This window comes from Winogradskyella sp. 3972H.M.0a.05, from assembly GCF_040493455.1.
Taxonomy (GTDB): domain Bacteria; phylum Bacteroidota; class Bacteroidia; order Flavobacteriales; family Flavobacteriaceae; genus Microcosmobacter.
In genome coordinates, this window is record NZ_JANFDA010000012.1 from 1 (window position 1) to 23,905 (window position 23,905).

At 37.5% G+C, this 23,905-nt stretch carries 11 protein-coding genes; all 11 read left to right on the forward strand.

Going from position 1 to position 23,905, the window contains the following annotated elements:
• The first annotated feature begins 5 nt into the window (after positions 1-5).
• The 11 genes from NCE97_RS15645 to NCE97_RS15695 all read left to right on the forward strand — a co-directional run bounded on the left by NCE97_RS15645 (position 6) and on the right by NCE97_RS15695 (position 23,892).
• Positions 6-143: a T9SS type A sorting domain-containing protein gene (locus NCE97_RS15645; protein ID WP_353780248.1), complete on the forward strand. Its 138-nt coding sequence runs from the start codon at positions 6-8 to the stop codon at positions 141-143.
• Positions 144-433: 290 nt separating this feature from the next.
• Positions 434-2,335, forward strand: a complete 1,902-nt coding sequence (locus NCE97_RS15650) for a tetratricopeptide repeat protein (RefSeq protein WP_353780228.1) — start codon at positions 434-436, stop codon at positions 2,333-2,335.
• A gap of 132 nt (positions 2,336-2,467) precedes the next feature.
• Positions 2,468-4,237, forward strand: coding sequence for a T9SS type A sorting domain-containing protein (locus NCE97_RS15655; protein WP_353780229.1), 1,770 nt, complete (start codon positions 2,468-2,470; stop codon positions 4,235-4,237).
• A gap of 129 nt (positions 4,238-4,366) precedes the next feature.
• Entirely contained in the window at positions 4,367-7,183 is a 2,817-nt protein-coding gene (locus tag NCE97_RS15660; RefSeq protein WP_353780230.1) for a hybrid sensor histidine kinase/response regulator transcription factor, read from the forward strand.
• A gap of 278 nt (positions 7,184-7,461) precedes the next feature.
• Positions 7,462-10,380, forward strand: a complete 2,919-nt coding sequence (locus tag NCE97_RS15665; RefSeq protein ID WP_353780231.1) for a tail fiber domain-containing protein — start codon at positions 7,462-7,464, stop codon at positions 10,378-10,380.
• 4 nt (positions 10,381-10,384) lie between these two features.
• The gene (locus tag NCE97_RS15670; RefSeq protein ID WP_353780232.1) at positions 10,385-11,635 is read left to right on the forward strand and encodes a T9SS type A sorting domain-containing protein; all 1,251 of its coding nucleotides are present in this window, start codon (positions 10,385-10,387) and stop codon (positions 11,633-11,635) included.
• Between the two features lie 11 nt (positions 11,636-11,646).
• A complete protein-coding gene (locus tag NCE97_RS15675; protein ID WP_353780233.1) occupies positions 11,647-12,684 on the forward strand; it encodes a hemagglutinin protein in 1,038 nt (345 codons plus the stop codon).
• A gap of 19 nt (positions 12,685-12,703) precedes the next feature.
• Positions 12,704-13,543, forward strand: a complete 840-nt coding sequence (locus NCE97_RS15680; protein ID WP_353780234.1) for a T9SS type A sorting domain-containing protein — start codon at positions 12,704-12,706, stop codon at positions 13,541-13,543.
• A 297-nt stretch (positions 13,544-13,840) separates the two neighbouring features.
• Positions 13,841-15,856 (forward strand): tetratricopeptide repeat-containing sensor histidine kinase, encoded by a 2,016-nt coding sequence (locus tag NCE97_RS15685; protein WP_353780235.1) that lies wholly within the window; start codon positions 13,841-13,843, stop codon positions 15,854-15,856.
• Positions 15,857-15,858: 2 nt separating this feature from the next.
• Positions 15,859-16,506: a response regulator gene (locus NCE97_RS15690; protein ID WP_353780236.1), complete on the forward strand. Its 648-nt coding sequence runs from the start codon at positions 15,859-15,861 to the stop codon at positions 16,504-16,506.
• Between the two features lie 117 nt (positions 16,507-16,623).
• Complete coding sequence (locus tag NCE97_RS15695) at positions 16,624-23,892, forward strand: HYR domain-containing protein (RefSeq protein WP_353780237.1); 7,269 nt, start codon at positions 16,624-16,626, stop codon at positions 23,890-23,892.
• Positions 23,893-23,905: the final 13 nt, after the last annotated feature.

Sequence of the window (23,905 nt, forward strand, 5' to 3'; positions counted from 1 at the left end):
ACAGCTTGAATGGGCAATTGGTAAAGACCGTGACAAATAAGTTCGAAGAGATTTCTATTGAAGAATTGGAAGTTGCTGTATATATCTTGAAGGTGTATGGAAACAAAACAGGAGACAGAACATTCAGACTAGTGAAACAATAAGTCATAAAATAACACCACTATAACACTAGATACATAGTCGTTGGAAGTTAAAGGGGTGAAATAATTAACCGACGACAATGTTAAGCCTCCTTATTGTAAAGATAAGGAGGTTTTATTTTGGAATAAGTTTAATTCTTACATTAATGTTTAAGGAAAATAAAATCGAAAATTTAGCTTAAATTAGCTTAGACACGCTCTTGAGTTTTTTAGCTGAAATTCAGAACAATAATAAGTAGGGAGCGAATTAATTATAAATAAAGTTGGCATTTTCAATCAAACCCTAAGCAGTAATGAAATTTTTTTATACTCTGTTTTTAATAGCTGTTTTCTTTTTAAACGCCGTTAGTGTGTCATCACAAGCCAACTCCCAGAAAATAGCAGACACTACTAAGTTTAATGCTTTATTTAAACAAGCTAAAGAGCGTGTAGGCACAGATACTCAAATGGCTATTCAGCTACTTAAGACTTCCTTAGAAATAGAAAACCTTTCCGCATCCTGTCCAGTTTGCGAAATGAAGGCTCTGGCATTACAGGGTAATATTCATTATAGAAATCATCAATTAGACTCTGCGAAACTAATGTATACAAGATTAAAAGATGTAGCGACATCTAATGATCACATGAAGTATTTATCGATGAGTCTCAATAATCTAGGAAGTTGCAATAATGCACAAGGTAATTATGCAGAGGCAATTTCGTTGTATAGAAATGCCGTAGAGATAAAGCGAAAAATTAAGGACACATTGGGCGTAGCGAGGGGATTGTTCAATTTAGGTTCTAACCTAATTAAGTTTGGTGATTTTGATAGTGGCTTGGAACACTTACTTGAATCTAAAGATTTGCGTTTACAGCTCAAAGATACATCGGGAGTGTCGACAGCATTAAATTCGATTGGCGTGCTTTATAAAAGGCAAAATGATTATGATAACGCGCTCTTGTATTTTGAAGACGCTTTAAGAATGAGCGAACTTCAAAAAAACAAAAAAGTATCCGTAAGGATTTTGAGCAGTATTGGTAGCGTTTATGAAGCTAAAAACGACTATGAAAAAGCATTACAATACTATGAGAAAGGCCTTGCGTATAGTGAAGCAGAAACATTTAAGTTCGGATTAGCCTTAACACTTCTCAATTCTGGTAATGTATTATTAGAGATGAATGAGTTTAGAAAGGCTAAAGAGCGTCTTCTAAAAGGCTATGAAATGGCTAAAGAAATCAAAAGAAACTATTTCATCACTTCAGCATTGCATAAACTAGGTTGGTGTTATTATAATGAAGGTGACATCAATAAAGCCATTGATTATACAAAGCAAGCTATTGCTTCCGCTAAAGCATCAAATGATTTGGCAGTACTTCGAGATGCCTATGAAAAACTAGCTTTAATTTATGAATCTCAACGCAACCATAAAGAGGCCTTGGAAGTATGGAAAAAGCATACTGTACTAAAAGACTCTCTGCTCAATGAAGACAATATAAGGAGTGTTGCAGAGGTCGAAAAAAAGCATGAACTGGCACAGGAAAAATTAAGACACCAAGGCGAAATAGCTTTAAAGGAGAATGAACTACAACTATTGGAGAAAAAGCAGGAACTAAAATCCATAACGATTTGGAGTTTGGGTATTGGAATCGTTTTAATTGCACTACTCAGTTTGTTTATATGGAAAAATCAGCGACAGAAGCTTATTCTTAATCAAAATCAAAAAGAAATTTCTGAAACTAAGCTCAAAAATGTTACGCTAGAAAAAGAACGTATGGCTTTGGAAGTAGAAGTGAAATCTAAAGAGTTAAATAGTTTTGCATTAAACATTCTCCACAGAATTGATTTCATAGAAAAATTAAGAGAAACCATACGATCTTTAAAAAGTGAAGGCTCTAACCTAGGTAATGAAAAATTAGATTTAATAGATGTTAAGCTAAGAGAAACACAATCCTTTGAGCAAGACAAAGAACTTTTTAAAATGAAATTGGATAAAGAACAAGATTCTTTTCTAAGAAGCATGGCCACAAAATTCCCTGAGCTTACCAAAGACGAGATCCGTTTGGCGTCACTCTTAAGAATCGACTTTTCTTCAAAGGAAATAGCTACAATATTAAACATAGAACCAAAAAGTGTCGATATGAAGCGTTATCGATTGAGGAAAAAAATGAACCTTGATAAAGACACTAACCTTAATGATTTTCTAAAATCTGTCTAATTTTCAAAGTAAGACACACATCTTCATGAGATGCATTTTTTTGATCTTGTAGATATTGTGTAGAGATAAAACAAACAGAATCCGCACGCTTTCTATTTACATTTACTATTGTGAACCTTAAACCTAATAGTTATGAATGTAAATTACTTGAAGTTTTTTTCTGTGTTGTTAGTTATGGCAACTTTTGGACTTACAAAAATTCAGGCACAACCCAATATACCACTGATTAGATTGTCCGAGTCAAGCGATCCAGATTTAATCCAAGATGGGCGTGCCTGCGCCGAATTGGCTACCAATACCTATCATGAAAATGCGTTTTATAGATTTTATGATTTACAAAATTATGTTGATGATAGTGAAATAGATTCAGGTGAATTTATGATCACCAATCTTGAGTTTGCACAAGCATCCGCAACGGATGATCTCATGCTTACCTATTTTATAGGGACAATACCGCGTAGCGAATTTTATCTAATTCTTCCCAATAATCTTCCATATGTAACTATTAGTTTAAATTTTTTGTCCATAATCGGAAGCGGTAATTATACCTGTAATTCTTCTGATAATGGAACCTTAATTAATATCCCAATAGATCCAATTACGGTGAGCACAGATCAGATTGTGTATTATTCAGTACAGGCAGCCGCAGGTGATTTAGATACACATTTTTTTGCTATAGGAGGAAGTAATTTAGCAGGTAATACTAGAACTTATTTTAATACCTCAGGAGTATGTGATTTGCCCGAGCTAAATGATCCTTTTCCTGATACTATAGAACAGATTCCTACCTTTGATGCTATTATGAATCTCTACGGGATATCAAATCCGTCAGCCATTGGGCCACCACTCAATGATACCTGCGAAACGGCTACGACATTAACAGTTGGGACTTCTTTTGAGGATAATCCAGTGGATTTTACAACTCTCAATGCAACCCAAGATGGAGGTGGATGTAATGATGGTAGCGCCTTAATAGTAAGCAATGAGATATGGGTGCAAACAACAATACCACCAGAAGGACATTTGGTAGTTGAAACAGGTCCAGATGTCTTAACAGGTAATACAAATTTTGTTTCAGGAATGGATGCTTGGCAAGGAACGGCTTGTGACAATTTAATGCAATTGCCAAGCTGTGGGATATCCAATTATAGCTTACACGATTTTTCGTCTATCATTATTGAAGGAACACCTGGTGAAACTGTTTACGTAAGAGTTTTTGGGAATTTTGTAGTGCCATTTGCAATCTCTGCATATAATCCACCTGTACCAACAAATATGGTATGCGAAAATGCAACACCCTTAACAGTAGGCGCTACTTTTGAAGACCAAAATGTTGATAGTTCTTTTCTTTGGACCGATGTTAATGGGCTCTGGTTTAATTTTACTGCACCATCAGATGGAAATGTCACTATTGAAACTGGACCAGATGCAACAGGCCTTATAGCGGCAAATACTTCAATTGCAGTATTATCTGGCACATGTACAAGTTTCTCATTTATTGGTTCAGATCAAAATAGTGGAGATTTTAGTTTTTCAAAATTGGATTTAACTGGCTTAACACCAGGGGAGAATTATTTTGTTATTGTTAATGATCTTTTCTCAACCTATAGGGCACCATTTTCAGTATCGGTTTACAATGAAACTCTAGGTCTAGACGAAACCGCTTTCAACAATTTTAATTACTATCCTAACCCTGTAAACAATGTATTAAACTTTGATTCGGTAAAGCGTATAGATCAGGTCATTATGCATAATGCCTTAGGACAGCAAGTCTTGAGTTTACAACATGACAATGGGACTGGAATAGAAAGAATAGATATGTCTAGCCTGCCTGAAGGGCTGTATTTTTGTAAGATTACAATAGACAAGCAATCCAAAATCGTGAAAGTTATTAAAGATTAATAAAGTTCATCAAACTCGAAGTAGTGACTTGATTATAAGATAAATGTAACACTGCACGTTACAAAAGTTATAGTAATTGGGCTAATATTTTTATATCAATTCTGTATATTTATGTAGTATTGATGCTACATGAAACGATTACTATTATTCACATTGCTTTTCTGTGCTCTCAATGGTGTAAGTCAGAATGAAAATGACCAATTGAGCAGACAATATCTGACCATGTCTGATGAATTCCTTAAAGCTGAAGCGTATGATAGTGCTTATCATTACAGCAAAAAGGCATTTGAAAAATTTCAGTTACAGAATGTAGACTCCTTGACTATAGAATCAGCTATTATAGCTATTGTTTCTGAATATCAAAGTGATAATAATGATTCTATCCCTTTTTACGAAATAGCCAAGAGCGCAGCACTAAAAACTAAGGATTGGAGGCGACTCATAGATATATACTACACGCAAGCGGATGTTTTAAATCGTAGCGATAATAAGAATGCTGCCCTTAAACTTTGCCTTAAGGTCGACTCTATTTCGCAACAGCATAATTATTTTAGTTCGTCAACAGTAAAAGCACTCATTCGACGTTCAGAAATTTCTCGTATGGTATTTACAAAAGAAAGTTCTAAGCGTGCTTACGATCTTTTACATGAAGCACTAGCGCAAGCAAAAACCTTAAATTCTGACGAATTAATTCATATAACCTATGTGTATTTATGCGATGCAAGTGGTTTGGTAGGAAATGTTGAAGAAGCCAAAAAATATATTGATTTAGGGCTAGCATATTATACTAAAGAAGATATTCCTAAACATGCAGCCAGACTCTATCTTATCGCGACATCCTACTATAAGGCTACGGACAGTCTAGAAAAAGCTGAAGAGGCGTTTTTGAAGAATATTGAATATTCTAAACGTATTAAGGATAAACGAAGATGGCCAGAAGCCATAACCTACTACGGTATTTTTCAAGGTGCGTATTTAGGAGATTGTGAAAGTGCCCTAAAGACCAATCAGAAAGCACTCGACATTTATAAAACCCTTACACCAGAAGATAGGGAAACAGACTTATATCAGCGTTTGGTAAGAGAACTGGGCTATTGTAATCTTGATTTGAAAAACTATGAAGCCTCTGCCAATTATTTTAAAGAAGCTTACCGATTAAAAATGAGGCTTGTTAGAAAAGCGAATAGAAAGCTTTCTCGAGATGCTGAAACAAAATATGAAACCGAAAAAAAAGAACAAGAAATTGCCTTGCTCAAATCACAGAATCAGTTAGCAGAGCAACAAAAAGTCAATCAACGTAATTTATTAGTTGCAGGCTTGTTGCTAACCACAGTATTGGGCGCATTGTTTTATTTCTTATTTCATACCAGGAAGAAAGCAAATGATAAGTTGAGAGAATTAGATCGATTCAAGTCTCAGTTTTTTGCCAATATATCTCACGAATTTCGTACACCATTAACTTTGATTTCTGGTCCAGTAGAGAAACGTTTAGAAGACGATACTATAAGTACTAATGAGCGCAATGAACTTTTGATGATGAAGCGTAATTCTAGTCGCTTATTGAATCTAGTAAATCAGCTGCTAGATCTTTCAAAATTAGAATCAGGACATCTGAAATTAAGGGTGAAAAGAGGTAACATCACTCAATTGCTGAAGTCTATTGCTTCGTCTTTTGAACACTTGGCAGCCAATAAGGAAATAACATACACTAATACAGTTGAAGATATAGATGAAGCTTGGTTTGATAAGGATGTAGTGGAAAAAGTAGTTATCAATTTGCTTTCAAATGCTTTTAAATATTCACCCGAACAAGGAGAAGTAAGTTTTAAAGCTCAAGTCATTAACGATCAATTGAAGATTACAGTGACCAATGCAGGAATCCCGCTAACCAAAAAGGAGATAGAACGCCTATTCGATAGGTTTTATCAAGCCGATGAAAATGTACAAGGTGTTGGTATTGGCCTCTCTTTAGTAAAAGAGTTGTTAACGCTTTCGCATGGTAGTATAAAGGTTGAAAATGTAACGTCCAATAAAATTGCATTTACCGCATCACTTCCAGTTTCTAAGAATCATTATAAAGACATAGAACTTGTTGATGACGTACATCTCGATGAAAATACTTCAATTTCAACCGAAGTCGAAGAAAACTATGCCATGGATTTTGAAGCCGTCAACGTAGATTCAGAAATTCCACTTTTACTAGTCGTTGAGGATAATAGCGATCTCAGAGCATTCATTAAGACATCTTTTCAGGATCATTATCAAATCATTGAAGCATTGGATGGGAAAGATGGTATTGATAAGGCCATTGAGCAAATTCCTGATATCATTATTTCCGATATTATGATGCCAGAAACAGATGGTTTAGAATTGTGCAAAACATTAAAGCAAGATGAACGTACATCACATATTCCAATAATTCTCTTAACTGCTAAAGCTGAGGAAGAAGATCAATTCAAAGGGTTAGAAACAGGAGCCGATGATTACATTACCAAACCATTTAAAATTAAGTTGCTCGATCAAAAAGTCAAAAATCTAATTCACGCTAGAGAGGTGTTGCGTCAACGTTATAGCCAAGAAGTAATATTGAAGCCAAAAGATATTGCCATTACTGATGTGGATCAGCTGTTTTTAGAAAAAATAGAACGTGTGTTAGATGCTCAACTAACCAATCCAGATTTCAATACAGAAAAATTTGGGGAAGCCATTGGTATGAGTCGTATGCAATTTTACAGAAAACTCAAAGCATTGACAGGGTTAACAGGAACAGAATTTATACGTTCGCAACGATTGATATTAGCCACAACATTACTCCAAAAAAAGAATATCAATGTCTCGGAGATTGCTTACGCCGTTGGGTTTAATGATCCATCCTATTTCTCCAAGTGTTTTAAAGAGGTGTATGGTTGCACACCAAAAGCATATGCTCAAAAAACGAAAAACTAGCAATTACCTCCTATTTATCCATCACCTGATACATTCTTCATAGTATTTGATACATTTCTTTTATCTCGCCCAGCTTGATCAATCTAGCTTTGTTATTGATCAATTACAAATTACTTGATCCATATGAAGCGGAAGTTTTATGAAGCTCATCTTGCTAAACAGAATAACTCTACTATTTATCTCAATATTAATGAGTTGAATAAAGGGCAGTATGAGCTACGCATAATTCAGCGAAATAAAATTATAAAACGAATTCACTTTAAAAAAGAATAACTGTCATGAGAAAAATAGTAATTGCATTAACATTGTTCCTTTCCATTATTAGTTACAGTCAAACGAATAGTATTAATTATAAGGCGATTGTAAAGGATAATTTAGGAAATGTCATTTCTAATCAAACCATCACTGTTCAAATTGGCATTTTACAAGGTCTTGCCCAAACCAATGTGTATACAGAAACGCATGCGCCAACAACAGATGCCAATGGTATTGTGGTGCTAAACATCGGTTTAGGTACGCCTGTAAGCGGAACGTATGGGGATATTAATTGGGCTTCAGATGACCATTATTTGAATGTGCAAATAGATAGCGGAAGTGGTCTTGTAGATCTAGGAACCACTCAATTTATGGCAGTGCCTTATGCATTGTCTTCAGCGGATAACAACTGGGATAAAGCACCAACGCACATCTATAATTCAAGTGATCCCGTTGCAATTGGATTGAGCGATCAACCAGATGGACAATTAGAAATAGAAAGCAATAGTGGTGTTGCAACACCACAACTCACCCTGAGTGAAGCAGAAGATGATTATGCACGTTTGAATTATAAAACTACTAATGGCAGTTCCTATTGGACATTGGCAGGATTGACGCAGCCAGACGTTGAAGATGATAGGTTTAATGTATACAATTCACGATATGGGAATGTCATCATGATGAAAGGTAATGGAAGGGTAGGTATTGGTGCTGACCCATCATCCGATTTTCATGTAGGTTTTGGGAAAAGCGTACTATTTGGCAACAGCTTGTCAGGATCGGGAACAAAGCTAATGTGGCTTCCAGATAAAGCAGCGTTTAGAGCTGGTTTTTTAACTGGAGGCTTTTTCTCAGATCGATGGGACGATGCCAATGTAGGATACAATAGTTTTGCCGCCAATAGCAATAATTTTGCTTCAGGGGCTTATACCACAGCTTTTGGAACTGCAACTGAGGCCACAGGTGAAATAGCAACTGTCTTTGGTTTACGAACTTTGGCCAATGCTTATAATTCATTCAGTATAGGACGCTATAATATTGGGGGAGGAGATCCAATATCATGGATAGAGACAGATCCGCTTTTTGAAATCGGGAATGGGTCGGATGGTAGCAATAGAAGTAATGCTTTGACAATTCTCAAAAATGGGACTGTTATTGCCCCAAGCCTTGATATAGGTGAAATTACGGATGATAAAACCTTAGTAACTAAAGAATATGTGGATACCAACAGTAGTATCTCCACTGGCTTAGAGGCTTTAAACGAAGGCAATGGCATAGGATGGCGACTTATTGGGCGCAATCCAGATAACTTGGGTGACATCGGATTGAATGCTATCGATTTTAGTAATTGGACTTTGCCATCAACTACAAATGGTGCAACTGGCGATTATGCTATGGCAGTTGGAAACCGAAGTAGTGCAGAAGGGAATTACTCGTTTGCCATGGGAAATATAGCGTCTGCTCAAGGTGATTTGTCTTTTGCGTTTGGGCAAAATACTATAGCACGTTCTCTGAGTGAAGTCGTTGTGGGATCTTATAACGAAAATTATGCTCCAGGAACTAATGGTGCCACTCAATGGAATGAAATAGATCGGCTTTTTGTTATTGGAAACGGTCCTACATTTGATAATAGAAGCAATGCATTAATCGTACTTAAAAATGGTACCATTACAGCCCCAAGTTTTGATATCGGCGAAATTACTGATGATAAGGCATTGGTTACCAAAGAGTATCTAGAAGCCAATGTTGATACTTCAACAGGATTGGAAACTTTAGATGAAGGCAATGGATTTGGTTGGCGGTTAAAGAATCAAGATCCAAATAACTATGGAGATATTGGTTTAAATGCAATGGATCTTAGTGCTCAAATTAATCCAAGTACTACTACTGGAGCGACGGGCAATTACTCAACTGCAATGGGCCTAGGTACAGAAGCTTCAAGTATTGGATCTACTTCTATGGGACTAAATACTTTAGCTTCAGGTGTGGGTTCTACTGCATTGGGTGATCGCACTGAAGCTACAGGTTTTAATTCTACTGCTTTAGGTGAGAATACGATAGCTTCAAATCGTGCTTCTATTGCTATGGGACGTTCTACAGAGGCAAGTGGTGAAAGTTCTACTTCAATGGGAGAGGGTACGGAAGCCTCAGCTTCTTGGTCCACAGCAATGGGTTTGAATACTGTTGCAAGTGGTATTTCCTCTACAGCAATGGGTAATACAACCAATGCTATAGGAACATCTTCTATTGCAATGGGGCTCGGTACTAATGCAGGTGCCATTTATACAACTGCTATAGGCAGGTATAATATAGGAGGTGGAAATGGTACTACTTGGGTCGATACCGACCCACTTTTTGAGGTGGGTAATGGTACTAGTGGTGCGAGCAGAGATAATGCCTTAACAATCTTAAAAAATGGTAATATAGGTATAGGAAGGCATACACCTTCAAGTTTGTTGGAGATAGCACATGGCAGTAGCGCACCAACACCCGGTAATGTTTCTAATGCCTTGAGTATATACAATACCGGCAATGCCAATTCCTGGCAGTTGTACTCTTCTAGTGGCGGTGGATTAGTACTTTATCGTAACGGAGCGTTTAGAGGTGGTTTTGATGGTACAAGTGGCGTTTATAATTCTGTGTCTGATCGTAGGGTGAAGAGTGATATTCAAAGTTTGGAACAAGGCACTCTTGATAAAGTCATGCAACTAAACCCTGTTAGTTACCGCATGAAAGCACAAAGTGGCAACGAGCGTACTATTGGATTGATATCACAAGAAGTAGAACAAGTATTTCCAGAAGTTACAGATTATGTAAAAGAGCATGACCTTCTAACCTTGTCTTATAGCGAGTTGATACCTGTACTTATCAAAGCTATCCAGGAACAACAAACTACTATTGAAAGGCTCAATCAAAGAATAACTCAACTTGAAAAGAAATAGCATCATGAAAACCTTTACAACAATTTTTATCACATTAGTATTTGTGCTTTCAATGAGTGCAGGTGCGCAGACTGTGTTTAAACTAGATTCTATTCATCAATTTGCTTGGGATCAAGTGACCATGCAATGGGATCACAATACCCGAGAATTATATACCTATGGTAACGGAGGCAATAAAGAAACCAACCTTCTAAGGCTTGTCCTCAATGGTGGTGATTGGGAAAACTTTTACCAATTCAATAAAACATATAATTCAAACAATGATATTGAAGAGCGTATACGTCAAAATTGGGATGGTAGCAATTGGCAGAATTCAGAACAATTAACATATACCTATAATGCAGATGATTTAGTAGAAAAATTAGCATATGCAATTTATACTAATCCTGTATGGCTGGTATTTAATGAAAACACCTATCAGTACGATATGTTGGGTAATCGCACACAGGATCTATTAACCGAATATGATTTTGTGAGCATGTTGTTACGGAATAAAGAGCGACGTACTTATGATTTTACTAGTAGTATCCTAAATTATGAAATATTAGAACAATGGAGAGATATACTAAACGATTGGGAGAATGAAGAACGTAAAGATTACTTCTATGACACTGATGGCACATTGATAAGAGAAGAGGTGAGTGGCTGGAATATCGGAGCTGGTATGTGGGCAAATCCATTCCGACAGTTTTTGTATTCGTATAACGCTGACGACCTAGTAGAAGAAATTATTGATCAGCTCTACGTCACGGATACTTGGGTAAACAATAATAGAACCTTATTTACCTATACATCTAATAATTTAACCGAATTCCTTGGTCAGGAGTGGAGTAATAGTATGATGCAATGGGAAAACGACTTTCGTCAGCTGCGGACTTTTGATGGTGATGACAATGAAATAGAATTGATCTTTGAAACTTGGGATGATATGGATGGAGCATGGGAAGGCACTCTTCGTATTTTAAAATTTTGGTCTATAGCAGAAACGTTGAGTGTTAATTTTGAAGATGCTATTGAAACTTCTATCTATCCCAATCCTTTTATCGATAGGTTGAACATAAAGCTGAAACACCCTAGTAGCAGAGTTCTTAAGGTGAATCTTTATACTGTTTCTGGTCAGCTGATTAAGCAAAAACTGGTGCAGCCAAATACTTCTGAGTTTTCTTTTGAATTGACTAATGAAAGTGCAGGATCATACGTTATGCACATGTATTCTGGAAACGAAAAGGCAGTGTTCAAAATTTTAAAGAATTAAAACACAATAGCATGAGAACACAATTCCTAGTATCATTTTTTTATTGCTGCTTATTAAGCTTGAATGGGCAAACTATTGAGAAGTTCAATATAGATAGTGGAGGAGCTTCAGCCTCAGCAGGGAATATAGAAGTACTGTATACCATTGGTGAAGTTGCTGTAAGAGAAGTCAATGTTGGATCTGTGTCAATTTCCGAAGGCTTTATTGCTCCAGAATTCAAATTGCGAATACATCCAGAAATGTTTCTACAAGGTGCAATGCTTAATCCAACTTCCATAGGTTTAATGAATGATGATTTGCGTGCAGCAAGTTATATTCCAACTACAAGCCCGTATGCAGATGGTGCTACCTGTAATGCTTCAGTCTTTAGTGTTACTGGTAATAATGCTATTGTTGATTGGGTGTGGGTTTCTATTCGGTCTAATGATGATAACCAAAAACAGATTCAAGGCAGATCCGCACTACTACAGCGAGATGGCGATGTAGTAGATGTAGATGGTATATCAAATGTTATTATGAATATTCCCAAGAACACATACTATATAGCGCTTGAGCATAGAAATCATTTGGGAGCTATGAGTGCATCACCAATACAACTCAATGATGGTAGTGTCACGATCATAGATTTTAAAGATTCAGCTTTTAATACTTTTGGAAGTAATGCACAGGCTGTTTTAGACTCTGGAGATATGGCACTTTGGGCAGGAGATACCAATGGTGATGGTAAGGTAAACATCATTGGTGCACCGAACGACACCAATACCTTAAGGGATACAATACTCAATGATCCCATTAACCAAATCATTCAATTTTATGGTTTTACAGTATCGGGCTACACCAATGAAGATGTGAACCTCAATGGAGGTGCAAATATTATTGGTGCGAACAATGACGCCAATGTACTAAGGGACAATATTTTGAACCATCCCATTAATATCATTTTACAATTCTATGGTTATAATATCTTAGAACAATTGCCAGCAGTGGTATCATCATCACGCATGGTCTTTGACATAGAGATGACAGAAAAAAACAAACAAGACAACTAACAACAAACCCCCTTTAACAATGAAAAGAATATTACAATCCATATCAATGATAATGACCTTATCGTTAACAGCCCAGAGCTATGATTTTGGAATCGTTAGCGATTACAGTGGCACAGGAGATAGCTATGACTTCACCTTTGTTGCCACGCCAGATTTTGATAATGCCAACCCCAACATGGCAGATATTCAATTGACAGTGGCAATAAGCACAGGGAACACTATCCAGACCAATAGCTTCACGGAATTATTTGGAACAGATTGGCAGGTAAACACAGCCCTTACGGGAACTACGCTCCAGGGCTTTGGCATAGGTGATGGGAGCAGGGATATCTGGGTGTTTTCGTTACCAGTGCCTACTTCAGCATTGACCACGCCACATAGCACAGGTGTTGGGATACCAATGCTTTCTTTTGTAGTGGACAACATGCCAACCAGTGGAGAGATAGCCATATTGGAGAACAATGACCCGATAGCGACAGGTTTGGCAGGTATAGGCTTTGTGGTAGATAATGTGATCAATGCTGATCTTGGAGATGGCAATGGTACTCAGGATTATTATGGACAGACAGATCCAACAAACAATAGCTTTATCTTTTCTTCGCTTTCAGTAGGAGAAATTTTAGACAACACTCTAGAAGTTAACCTTTACCCCAATCCTGCAAAGGATATGTTTGGTGTTAGAGGTGATATTAGTCGAATACATAGTATAGAAATCTATACCATTAATGGGCAATTGGTAAAGACTGTTGAATCAGAATTTGATAAGATCTCCATATCAGAACTGGAAACCTCAGTTTATATATTGAAAATATATGGAGATGAAATAAGAAGCAAAACATTGAAACTAGTGAAACATTGATTAATAGCATAATATACTAGTCATAGGCACTGAAACAATGTGTAGCCTACAGTAATGTTTTATCCTCTCTATTGAAAAATAGGGAGGATTTTTATATTTAATTTAATCATTCTTGATTCATGATAAAATTGTGAGGTTAACATTCCTGATTCTCTAAATCCTATAGTATTACTACTCATATTGAGTAATTGATTGCTACTCTAAGTACTAGTACATATATAATACGTACTACCACTTATTTTAAAATTTTGATAAGGCGAGTACTTTTGAGTAAGTACTGTGCCAAACCCCTTTAGTATGAAAACCATAGCCAGACTTTTATTGCTTATATGTACAACATTTGTATGGTCTCAAAGTGATCTTACAAATAGGATAAGTGATTTAAAAAACGAAATCGAAAAGTCCACAGGCGTTGAAAAACTCAAGCTTTTAGACAGTTTAACAAATCTGGTAAGAGAAAAACCAGAATATAATTACGATTCCATCGCTAAAGTTACCATTGACTTAGCTGTTAAGGAACAGGATTATAATATGGCCGCTAAGAAAACAGGCGAGCTAATTTCCTTCTTGGTTTATACAAGAAGAAATCCTGAAGAAGGTCTAAAACTGTTTGAGTCTACCTTAGAAAAGAATTGGGATGTCACCGATTCGCAATCATTAGCAGTTTTATATAGTGAAGGCGCCGAAAGCTATATTGAGTTAGGTTTTAAAAAAGAGTCCATTCATTATTACGAAAAGGCCGAAGGACTTTTGCTTAAGGCAAAGGACTCTACCAAGTATGCAAGAATCAAAGGGTATAAGGCTTATGTGTTGTCCACTATGGGTGAATTTGCTACCGCTTCCCAAGAATACCAAAAAGCACTTTCGATATTTACAAGAAGGGATGATGGCCTAAATATTCTCAAGATAAGGATAGGTCTATCCATACTCTACAGTCAAAATAGGTTTTATGATGAAGCCGAAAAGGAATACTTTGCCATTGAATCATTATCTCTTGAGTTGGAAGACTATGGCGCTTATCTGGCCAATCTGGAGAACATGGCTTATGATTATGCACTTCAAGGAGAATATGCAAAAAGTATTCAGTGTAATAAACGAAAGTTGGCTGTCATCGAGGACCATCCAGAGCTTAATTTTTTCACAATTAATACCCTTCAAGGATTGGCGCTAAACTATATCGCAACTGATAGTTTGGATAAAGCCCGAGTATATGTTCATAAATTGAAGGATCTATTTGATAAGAAACCAGAAAGTAATAGTCTTAAGTTGATTAACCTTAAAACGGAGACTGAACTTTTTTTAGCAGAAGGAGATTTACTCAAGGCAGAGGTCAGAGCCAAAGAGCTTTTAGAGATGCGCCAAGGAACTTTAGATTATGAAAATATCATGGAAGTACACAAATTGTTGTATAATATCTATGAAGCTAAGAAAGACGAACCGCAAGCCTTAAAACATTTCAAGGTTTTTACCAAAATTAAGGATTCTATAGAAAGTGTTGAAAAAACGAGGGTGTTGTCTTACTACCAAACCTTATATGAAACTGAAAAACGTGATGCTAAAATTGAATCCCAACAGTCCGAGATTACTATCCTAAATGCTGAAAACAAGGTGAATTTGCAGCGGATGCTTTTAGCTTGCCTGGGTTTAATAACACTATTTATAACTATTTATTTATTCCGCTCGAGAGCCTTCGCCAAAAAACAACAGGCTTTACAAGAAAAATTTTCTCAAGATTTAATTACAGGACAGGAAGAAGAACGTTCTAGAATTGCTAGGGAATTGCACGACAGTGTAGGACAAAAATTGATGCTATTGAGCAAAACCACTAAAAGTTTGGGTAGTGAAAACGCCGAACAACTAGCGAGTTCTACTTTAGATGAAGTGCGAAGTATTTCAAGAGGATTACACCCTTCTAATTTAGAACGCTTAGGGTTAACAGAATCTATAAATGCATTGGTCTATAACATCAATGCCAATACAGAACTGTTTTTTACCGACGAGATAGAAAACATAGATAATATCTTATCAAAGGAATCCGAACTGCACGTTTATAGAATCATTCAAGAAACCTTGAGCAATGTTGTGAAACACTCCGAAGCCAAAGCTGTGAAAATGGAGGTAGATAAAATGAAGGATGCGATTAATATTATGGTGAGCGATAATGGTAAAGGGTTCGATTTTGAGTCGAAGTACAAGAGTATGAGCTTAGGGTTGAAAACCCTACTCGAGCGCGCCAAAATAATAGGTGCGCAATTAAATTTAGATAGCAAAGTAAATAAAGGAACTGTGGTTACACTCAATATACCAATTTAATTATGGTGAAGAAAGACATTACGATTATTACCGCAGATGACCATCCAATGTTGCTCAAAGGTCTAAATGATGAGCTAATAACCAACGGTTATAATATTCTCGGTCAGGCCAACAATGGAATTCAAGCTCTGGAGCTTATTTTGAAACTACAACCCAAGATAGCCCTATTGGATATTGACATGCCAATACTTACGGGTTTTGAGGTCATTAAAATGGCAAGGGAAAAAGGCTCCAAAACCAAGTTCATAATTTTGTCTTTCCACAAAGAATCCTACTATATAGTTCAGGCTAAAACCTTTCAAATTGATGGCTATTTGTTAAAAGAAGATACATTTTTTGAAATAGAACGTTGCATAAATGAAGTCTTAAAAGGGAATGTATATTTCAGTAAATCCATAGAAGATCAACCCCTAAATATGGCGAGTGAAGAGTTAAAACGACTTAGCTTACTAACACTTTCAGAAATTAAAATATTGAAGTTTATAGCAAAGGAAGTCTCTAATCAGGAAATTGCAGAAACATTATCATTGTCCATCAGAACTATTGAAAAACATCGCAGTAATATCATAGAAAAACTTGGGCTTAAAAAAGAGAATAATACACTAACTAATTGGGCTTTGGTTAATAGGACTATCATATTATCCCAGTAATAAGCTAAGTAGCATTATGCAATACTACGTAGCACTACTTAGTTTTTACGAGCCGTCACTTATTTCACCAGCGTATAGACGAGCATAACTTGCACATGATTTTAAAAATATTTAATCATGAAAGCAACAACCCCTTTAATGTTCGTCCTAGGTTTGCTATGTGTTTTCCAAACAGTAGCGCAAACCTGCGGAACACCTAACGATATTAGTCAAAACATCGCAGATGGAGATCCGCCAGCTGGAGATCACTTTGCCTGGTTTCAACCATTTGTTACAGATTGTAATGGCGCGATTGATCATATTAGTGTTTGGTACCAAACAGGCTCCAATGAAACGGCGACTGTCTTTTTAATGGAAGGTTCTAACCCTGCAGTAGGAGCCTCCAATATTCTAACCAGCTTTACTCACACGTTTACAGCAGCTGGTGGACCGCCAGATTTTGAAGGAGAGCGTATCGATATTCCAATTCCAGGCAATGTCAACCTCTCTGCTGGACAGACCTATGCGTTCGCTTTAATATTTGATCAGGATGCCTTGATGTCATTTAGCTTAGGCATTGACAGATTTGCCGATGGCGATCTGTACTGGGTAGAGCGTACTGGCTCTGCTACGTGGATCCAAGCACAAACCGTTAGCACGCCGTCACAACCGGTTGATTTGCGTTTTCAGGTTGCGTTTAAAAATCCAGCGCCGTATGTAATGTGTCGAGAAGATAGAACATTTGCTTTAGGCCCTGATGGTACGGTTAATGTCACATTTGGCCAGATGACTGCAGGGAGTGGCGCATCAGACGGGGAAAGTTTAATAATCCAGAGTATAAGTCAAAATACGTTCGATTGTGATGACATTGGGACTCAAAGTATAACTCTTGCAGTTCAGGATACATCAGGGCAAAATGCATTTTGTTCTACTACGATTACTATTACAGATGGTGAAGACCCTACGCTAACCTGTCCCGATGATATTATATTCAACACAGATCCAGGAGTGCCAGCAATTGTCACCTATGATTCACCAACCTATTCGGATTGCTCTCCAATAGGAGATTTTGATGATTATACGTATATAGGAACTCGAGATGATAAATTCTATTATGTATCTAACAGTTATGAGAGAGCTGACCTAGCCTTTGCGGCAGCAGAATCCCTAGGAGGGCATGTGGCCACTATAATAGATGAAGATCATAACAATTTTATAAGGAATGCAGTCAATGATATTCATGGTGATGAAAGTGTCTTAATAGGATACAATGATGCAAGCACAGAAGGTACCTTTGTTTGGCATGATGGAAATACAAGTATAAGCTATGATAACTGGGCACCAAGTCAACCTAACCAATCAGGAAATCGAGATTATGCCTTAATAACTGGTTCTGGTATTTGGGTCAGTTCTAATTTTACGGTGCGACGCCCATATATTCTACAACTCACAGGTGCACCTACTACGCTTTTACCTGCCACAGGACTCCCTTCAGGAAGTGTTTTTCCATTAGGAACAACAACCAATACGTTTGAGGTTACAGATGCCTTTGGAAATATTGCTACATGTTCTTTTGATGTCACCGTAGTGGAAAATCCATTCGAAACATTGGTTGAACTTGATAGTGGAAAACTGACAATTACGGACATCGAAAATGATTCGGACGATCAAATTACTTTATCAAGCGATGGTACAACACTAACGATTAGTGATCTAGTAGTGCCAACGGTTTCTGGAAGTGGTGTCATAAAAACAGACCCAACTACAGTTACGGTTCCAATGTCCAATATTATAAATGGTATCGAATTTATTGGCGGAAACGGAAATAATAGGATCACTATAGATTCTGATATCAGTATTAATGGCGATTTTGACATTAAAAATATTAATACGTTTAATCAAAATGGAGCCATTACACTTTCAGGAGCTTTTAAGGTTTCAGAGAGTATAGCCTTGGACCTTAGAATTCGAAGAGCGTTAACGGCACAAAGCATGGACTTAACTGGAATAGATTCTTTAATTGATTCATCACCAGGATATCCAATTACAATAACGGGTACAACAAATATCCAAACTGCAGAGATTACAGATTTGAGTTTTGGAGCTACAGCACCACACGTATTTGGTGGATTGGTAAATATAAACGCATCTAACTTTTTCCTTACATCTTCTCAATCTATAGAGCTTGGGACTATTATTACGACAGATACGGATGATATCAGAAGGAACGAAATTTATGTAGGTTCTGGAGATTTAACCTTAACAGGAGATATAATCACTGCTGGAGATTCTGATTTATATCTAAGAGGAGAAGGAAGTGTCAATCAATCATCTGGTATCGTCGTTACTGATCATTTGTTTCTTGATGGGAGAGATGACGGAGGTACAGTAGCAATATTTCTTGGTAATAATGATATTGACATGATCCAAGTAGAAATCGGACGTACGATGGAACTTATAGTATTTAATGATATCGATGATATGGAGATCGGTCTATTGAATATTGGCGATGCAAGTCTTTTTGCACCAACTATGAATCTCACGGAGTATACGAATATTGTTAAGAATGGAGCGGGAACATTAACCATAGGTACAGATACAAGTACAATTAATATTACCAATTCAACAGCTAGTTCTGTAGCTAGTATTGAACATAATGCTGGTTCTGTAGAGTTTTTTGGGAGTACAATTACAGTTGAAAAATTAAATTATCAAGGCGCTTCTGGAACAAGGACGCGATTCTTGGATGGTAATACGACTTTTAATGACTTAGATCTTTCATTGGAATTTGGAACCTTAGCGATACAAGCCCCTGTAAATATTGGTTCTAGTGGTATTAATATTGAAGTTTTAGACGAGCTATTAATTGATCGGTTCAATGGTGTTTTGTCAGGTGCTGGAACAATTACAGGTACTTCAACAACAGTAGAGCTAGATGGTACTATTGCTCCTGGCAATGGCACAACCCCATCAATATTAACCATACAGAGTGTCGAATTTGATGAAGGAATATTTGCACCATATATAGATACCGACAGCGCGTTTGATCAATTAAATGTAGTAGGTACAGTCACTTTAACTGATGCCGACTTTGCGCCTACAGGAGATTTTAGTATTGATGATGCAAGCATTGGTGTGATTACCTTAATCAACAACGATGGGGCAGACCCAGTTGTAGGTACCTTTAACGGTTTTGCAGAAGGTGCTCAGGTAACATTACCAGGAAGTACAGAAGAATTTACTATCAGTTATGTGGGAGGTGATGGAAATGACGTTACTCTAACACGAGAACGTACTTTGGCACCTGTAATTAGTTGTCCTTCAGATGTTACTTTGGAGTGTGGAACAGTCATAGGTTTAGGTGTAAGTTCAGACACACCGATCGATATTCCAGATAATGATGATACAGGCATTACAAGTATAGCGAATGTATCTGGGTTAGATTCTCATTTTCAGATCGTAGATATCAAAGTACAAACAGCCATAAATCATACTTGGACTGGAGATTTAGCTATGGAGCTTACTGCACCAGGTGGAGAAACTGTGGTTTTATTTGCAGAATCACTTGTAGAAAACTCTGATTTAAATGCCGACTTCCCAATTACGTTTACCGATTCTGGTTCAACACCAGCTGAAGATATCGGAAATGAAATTGGCGCTTCACAATCGGCTTGTCAAGCAGATAATAAATGTGAATACACAGCTATGGAAGGCGTTGATGCCTTTGAACAGCTTATAAATAGCATCATTACTAACGGGAACTCCTTTAATGGTGATTGGACTTTAAGTCTTCGAGATCAAACAGGAGCTGATACAGGTAACCTAGTATCTTGGCAAGTTACTATTATAGCTTTGAACCCTAATACCACAGATCCTACAAATCCTACTACAACAGGTATGGCTACAGCTACTGATACTCAAGGCACACCAACCATAACCTATAATGATGTAACGATATCTGGTGCCTGTGGTTATACAGGAACTACAGAACGTACCTGGACGGCCACTGACGCCGATGGTAATGTAAGTACTTGTGTGCAAACGATTACGGTTACTGATACTACTGCACCTGTGGTGACGTCTTGTCCAGAAGACATTGTATTTGAAATAGAAGCCGGTGATCCAGACCCAACGATTACCTATGATTTTCCTGAAGCTACAGATAATTGTGGTGATGTAACCATAATACAAACAGAAGGAATTGCGTCTGGTGAAACATTCCCACAAGGAGTGACTACCAATACCTTTTCAATAACAGATGCTTGCGGTAACGAAAGCTTATGCACGTTTACAGTTTCTGTGACTATAGACGAAACCTTAGTGAGCATCGCTGGTGATATTTTGACTATAGAAGATGTGAATGGCGGGGTTTCTGACGATGATTTCACGCTATCTGATGATGGAACTACCTTAACCATTACCAATTTAACGGCGCCAGTAGAAGTTACTGGAGGGCCAGTACTGGTAGATGATACTACAGTGACAGTAGACATATCGCTGTTCACAGGAGGAATGCTAATCAATACAAATGGTGGAACCAATGCAGTTGCCATTGCAACGTCTTCAGCAACTGCTATTAATATTGAAGGTGACAATACTGCAACCATGGAGTTGGACGCCATCAATACCGGAGACTTAAATATTGTAGGATTTACTGAGATTACAGATGCTGGAAGTGCCATAGCAGTGACAGGAGTTTCAACATTAGAGGCTTCCGGGCAAATCGCGATAAACGATGGTGAAGGAAATCACTCGTTTGGTGGTGCCATCAATATAGATGCCAGTAGAATAACATTTTCTGCAGGAGCCAATATTACATTTAATGAGGTTACAATCTCAGCAACTGATCCACTTCAAAACTTCTTAATAGCTTCACCTGGTACGATAACTTTAGACGGTAATGTGAGTATCATCGATACCAATACCAATTTATTTATAGCAAGTAACGATGGTATCTTTCAACAAAGTGGTATCATTAATAAAGGCTTTTTAATCCTAAGAGGTAATGGTTCAGGAACAGCTGTATTAGACCAAGCCAATACGGTTGGGGCAATCTCTGCACAGAATCCATTTAATGCCGATCAAAGTGCATTTACCAACCTTTCGTTTACCAATGCAACGGATACATTCTTAGCAGATATTATCGTAGATGAGTTTACTTTGACAGCACCTCAATTTGATCTGGAGCCTAATTTTACCATCATTACCAAAAATGGTGCAGGCGAGAGTAACTTCAACGCCGATATGGATATCAATAATGGTACAGGTACTGCGAGATTCAATCATAATGCAGGAACCATAAACTTCAATGGTACTACCAATGATTTTAATGGAAGAGTAACCTATAACGGCGCTGCAGGAACCACTACGAATTTAAACAGTGACTCTACAGATTTTCCTGTAGGTGGTCCAGGTAGAAGTTTTACCTTCGGAACGCTTAATGGCACAGGAAATATAAGTGCAGGAGATGTCCAAATCAATATTTTGGATGCTGCCAATTTCTCAGGAAATAATACCTTATTGACGGGGCTGCCATTCGTAATAGGAGCGCTTGCAACCATTTCAAATGATGCTACAATTCGACCAGGAAAAGGAATCACTGGGTTTGAGTATACATTTGATGATCTGTTAATGAATACAGGAGCTACGTTTGCACCTCGAATCGTTGGAGATCAAGTTGGTCCAGGATCTGATTTTGATTCCTTGACCATAAACGGAACCATTACTCTTGATGATGCCAATTTAGAGCCTACAGATGGATTTTTGGCACAACTCGCAGGCGAAATAATCATTATAAATAATGATGGAGCAGATCCAGTATCTGGGACATTTAATGGTTTACCAGAAGGAGCGTCCATATCCTTTGGCAATTATAATGGCTTTATTAGTTATGTCGGGGGAGACGGAAATGACGTGTCATTGACGCCAGATCTGAGTAATATAGTTCCAGTTTTAATCAGTGAGTACCAGCCTATTACCATAGATGCTAATGTACCTCAAACTGTAGAGTTTAAAGGGCCGGCAGATGAATCCTTTAGCGGTGTCTTTGTAATTATCGATGGGGATAATAGTAGAAACGGTAGAGGTGTAGTGACAGATGTCATAGACATTTCAGGTGACTTTAATGCAGATGGTATACTAACGGTATCAGTTCCTAACTTGACAAACCCAGCCCATACAGCGGTATTAGTAAATTCTTTTAGTGGAACAGTAGATGTCACTGATATTGATACAGATAATGATGGTGTTGCAGAAGACTTGTCAACGTTTGGCACAATAATATATGATGCTATTGGTGTTGGTGATGGCGGTGCATGTTGCCCAATAAGCGTCACCTATGGCACCGATTTTGGTGGTGTCAATTTGCCAAGCATAGGAAGTATTCCTGGTGCGATCTTTAGAGAAGGTAGTATAGGAGACTTTTTCCAAATATCTACTAGTAGTTCTAATATTTACGATAATACAGGTGCTACAGTTGATGCCTCCCTTTTTGATACAACCCCTACGTTGAGTGGTACGTTTGGAGCGATAAATCCTTCTACCATTCAAGAGGTGATTATAAGACCAAAAATCTATTTACAAGGAGCTGCTTTAAACCCTAATGCAGGGCAAACCAGTTGGATGCGTGACGATTTACGTGTGGCAAATTTATTGCCAATTGCTAGTCCTTATGGAGATCTAACAGCCGATGCAAATGCATTTTCAGGAGTAGAACCGAATAACAACATTGTGGATTGGGTATGGGTAGAGTTACGTGATGGTAATGATACTGCAGATAATGCTACAAATATCATCGCCGGGCGTTCAGCTTTATTACAACGTGATGGTGACGTTGTGGATGTTGATGGCTCAACAGCCGTGATTTTTGAATCTGTTTCTTCAGGAGATTATTACGTAGTGATTAAGCACCGTAACCATCTAGGGATTATGAGTAATAGCCCTATAGCACTTAGTAGTACTGCTACACTAGTAAATTTTGCTGATGGTAGTGTAGCAACTTATGGAACCAATGCTCAAACAACTTTTGGTATGCCAACTGGTATACAGGGGATGTGGGCAGGAGATGCCAATGGTGATGGTAAGGTGAATATTATTGGTGCACCAAACGATACGAATACGTTAAGAGATAAGATATTAGACGACCCTATTAACCTGATCATCCAGTTCTATGGCTTTACGGTATCTGGCTACACTAATGAAGATGTGAACCTCTCAGGAGGTGCTAACATCATCGGTGTGAACAACGATGCTAATGTCCTTAGAGATGATATTTTAAATCACCCAATCAATTCGTTTTTACAGTTCTATGGTTACAATATCCTAGAACAATTGCCAGCAATAGTGCCAGAGGCACGTAAAGCATTTGATATCGAAATGACCGAACGAAACAGAAAAAAGAACAACTAGTGACACAACCCTT

Excerpts from the sequence above, each read along its gene's own strand:
- NCE97_RS15685 (WP_353780235.1), top strand. The coding sequence starts at position 13,841 with ATGAAAACCATAGCCAGACTTTTATTGCTTATATGTACAACATTTGTA.
- NCE97_RS15665 (WP_353780231.1), top strand. The coding sequence starts at position 7,462 with ATGAGAAAAATAGTAATTGCATTAACATTGTTCCTTTCCATTATTAGT.
- NCE97_RS15675 (WP_353780233.1), top strand. The coding sequence starts at position 11,647 with ATGAGAACACAATTCCTAGTATCATTTTTTTATTGCTGCTTATTAAGC.
- NCE97_RS15695 (WP_353780237.1), top strand. The coding sequence starts at position 16,624 with ATGAAAGCAACAACCCCTTTAATGTTCGTCCTAGGTTTGCTATGTGTT.
- NCE97_RS15655 (WP_353780229.1), top strand. The coding sequence starts at position 2,468 with ATGAATGTAAATTACTTGAAGTTTTTTTCTGTGTTGTTAGTTATGGCA.
- NCE97_RS15670 (WP_353780232.1), top strand. The coding sequence starts at position 10,385 with ATGAAAACCTTTACAACAATTTTTATCACATTAGTATTTGTGCTTTCA.
- NCE97_RS15650 (WP_353780228.1), top strand. The coding sequence starts at position 434 with ATGAAATTTTTTTATACTCTGTTTTTAATAGCTGTTTTCTTTTTAAAC.
- NCE97_RS15680 (WP_353780234.1), top strand. The coding sequence starts at position 12,704 with ATGAAAAGAATATTACAATCCATATCAATGATAATGACCTTATCGTTA.
- NCE97_RS15660 (WP_353780230.1), top strand. The coding sequence starts at position 4,367 with ATGAAACGATTACTATTATTCACATTGCTTTTCTGTGCTCTCAATGGT.
- NCE97_RS15690 (WP_353780236.1), top strand. The coding sequence starts at position 15,859 with ATGGTGAAGAAAGACATTACGATTATTACCGCAGATGACCATCCAATG.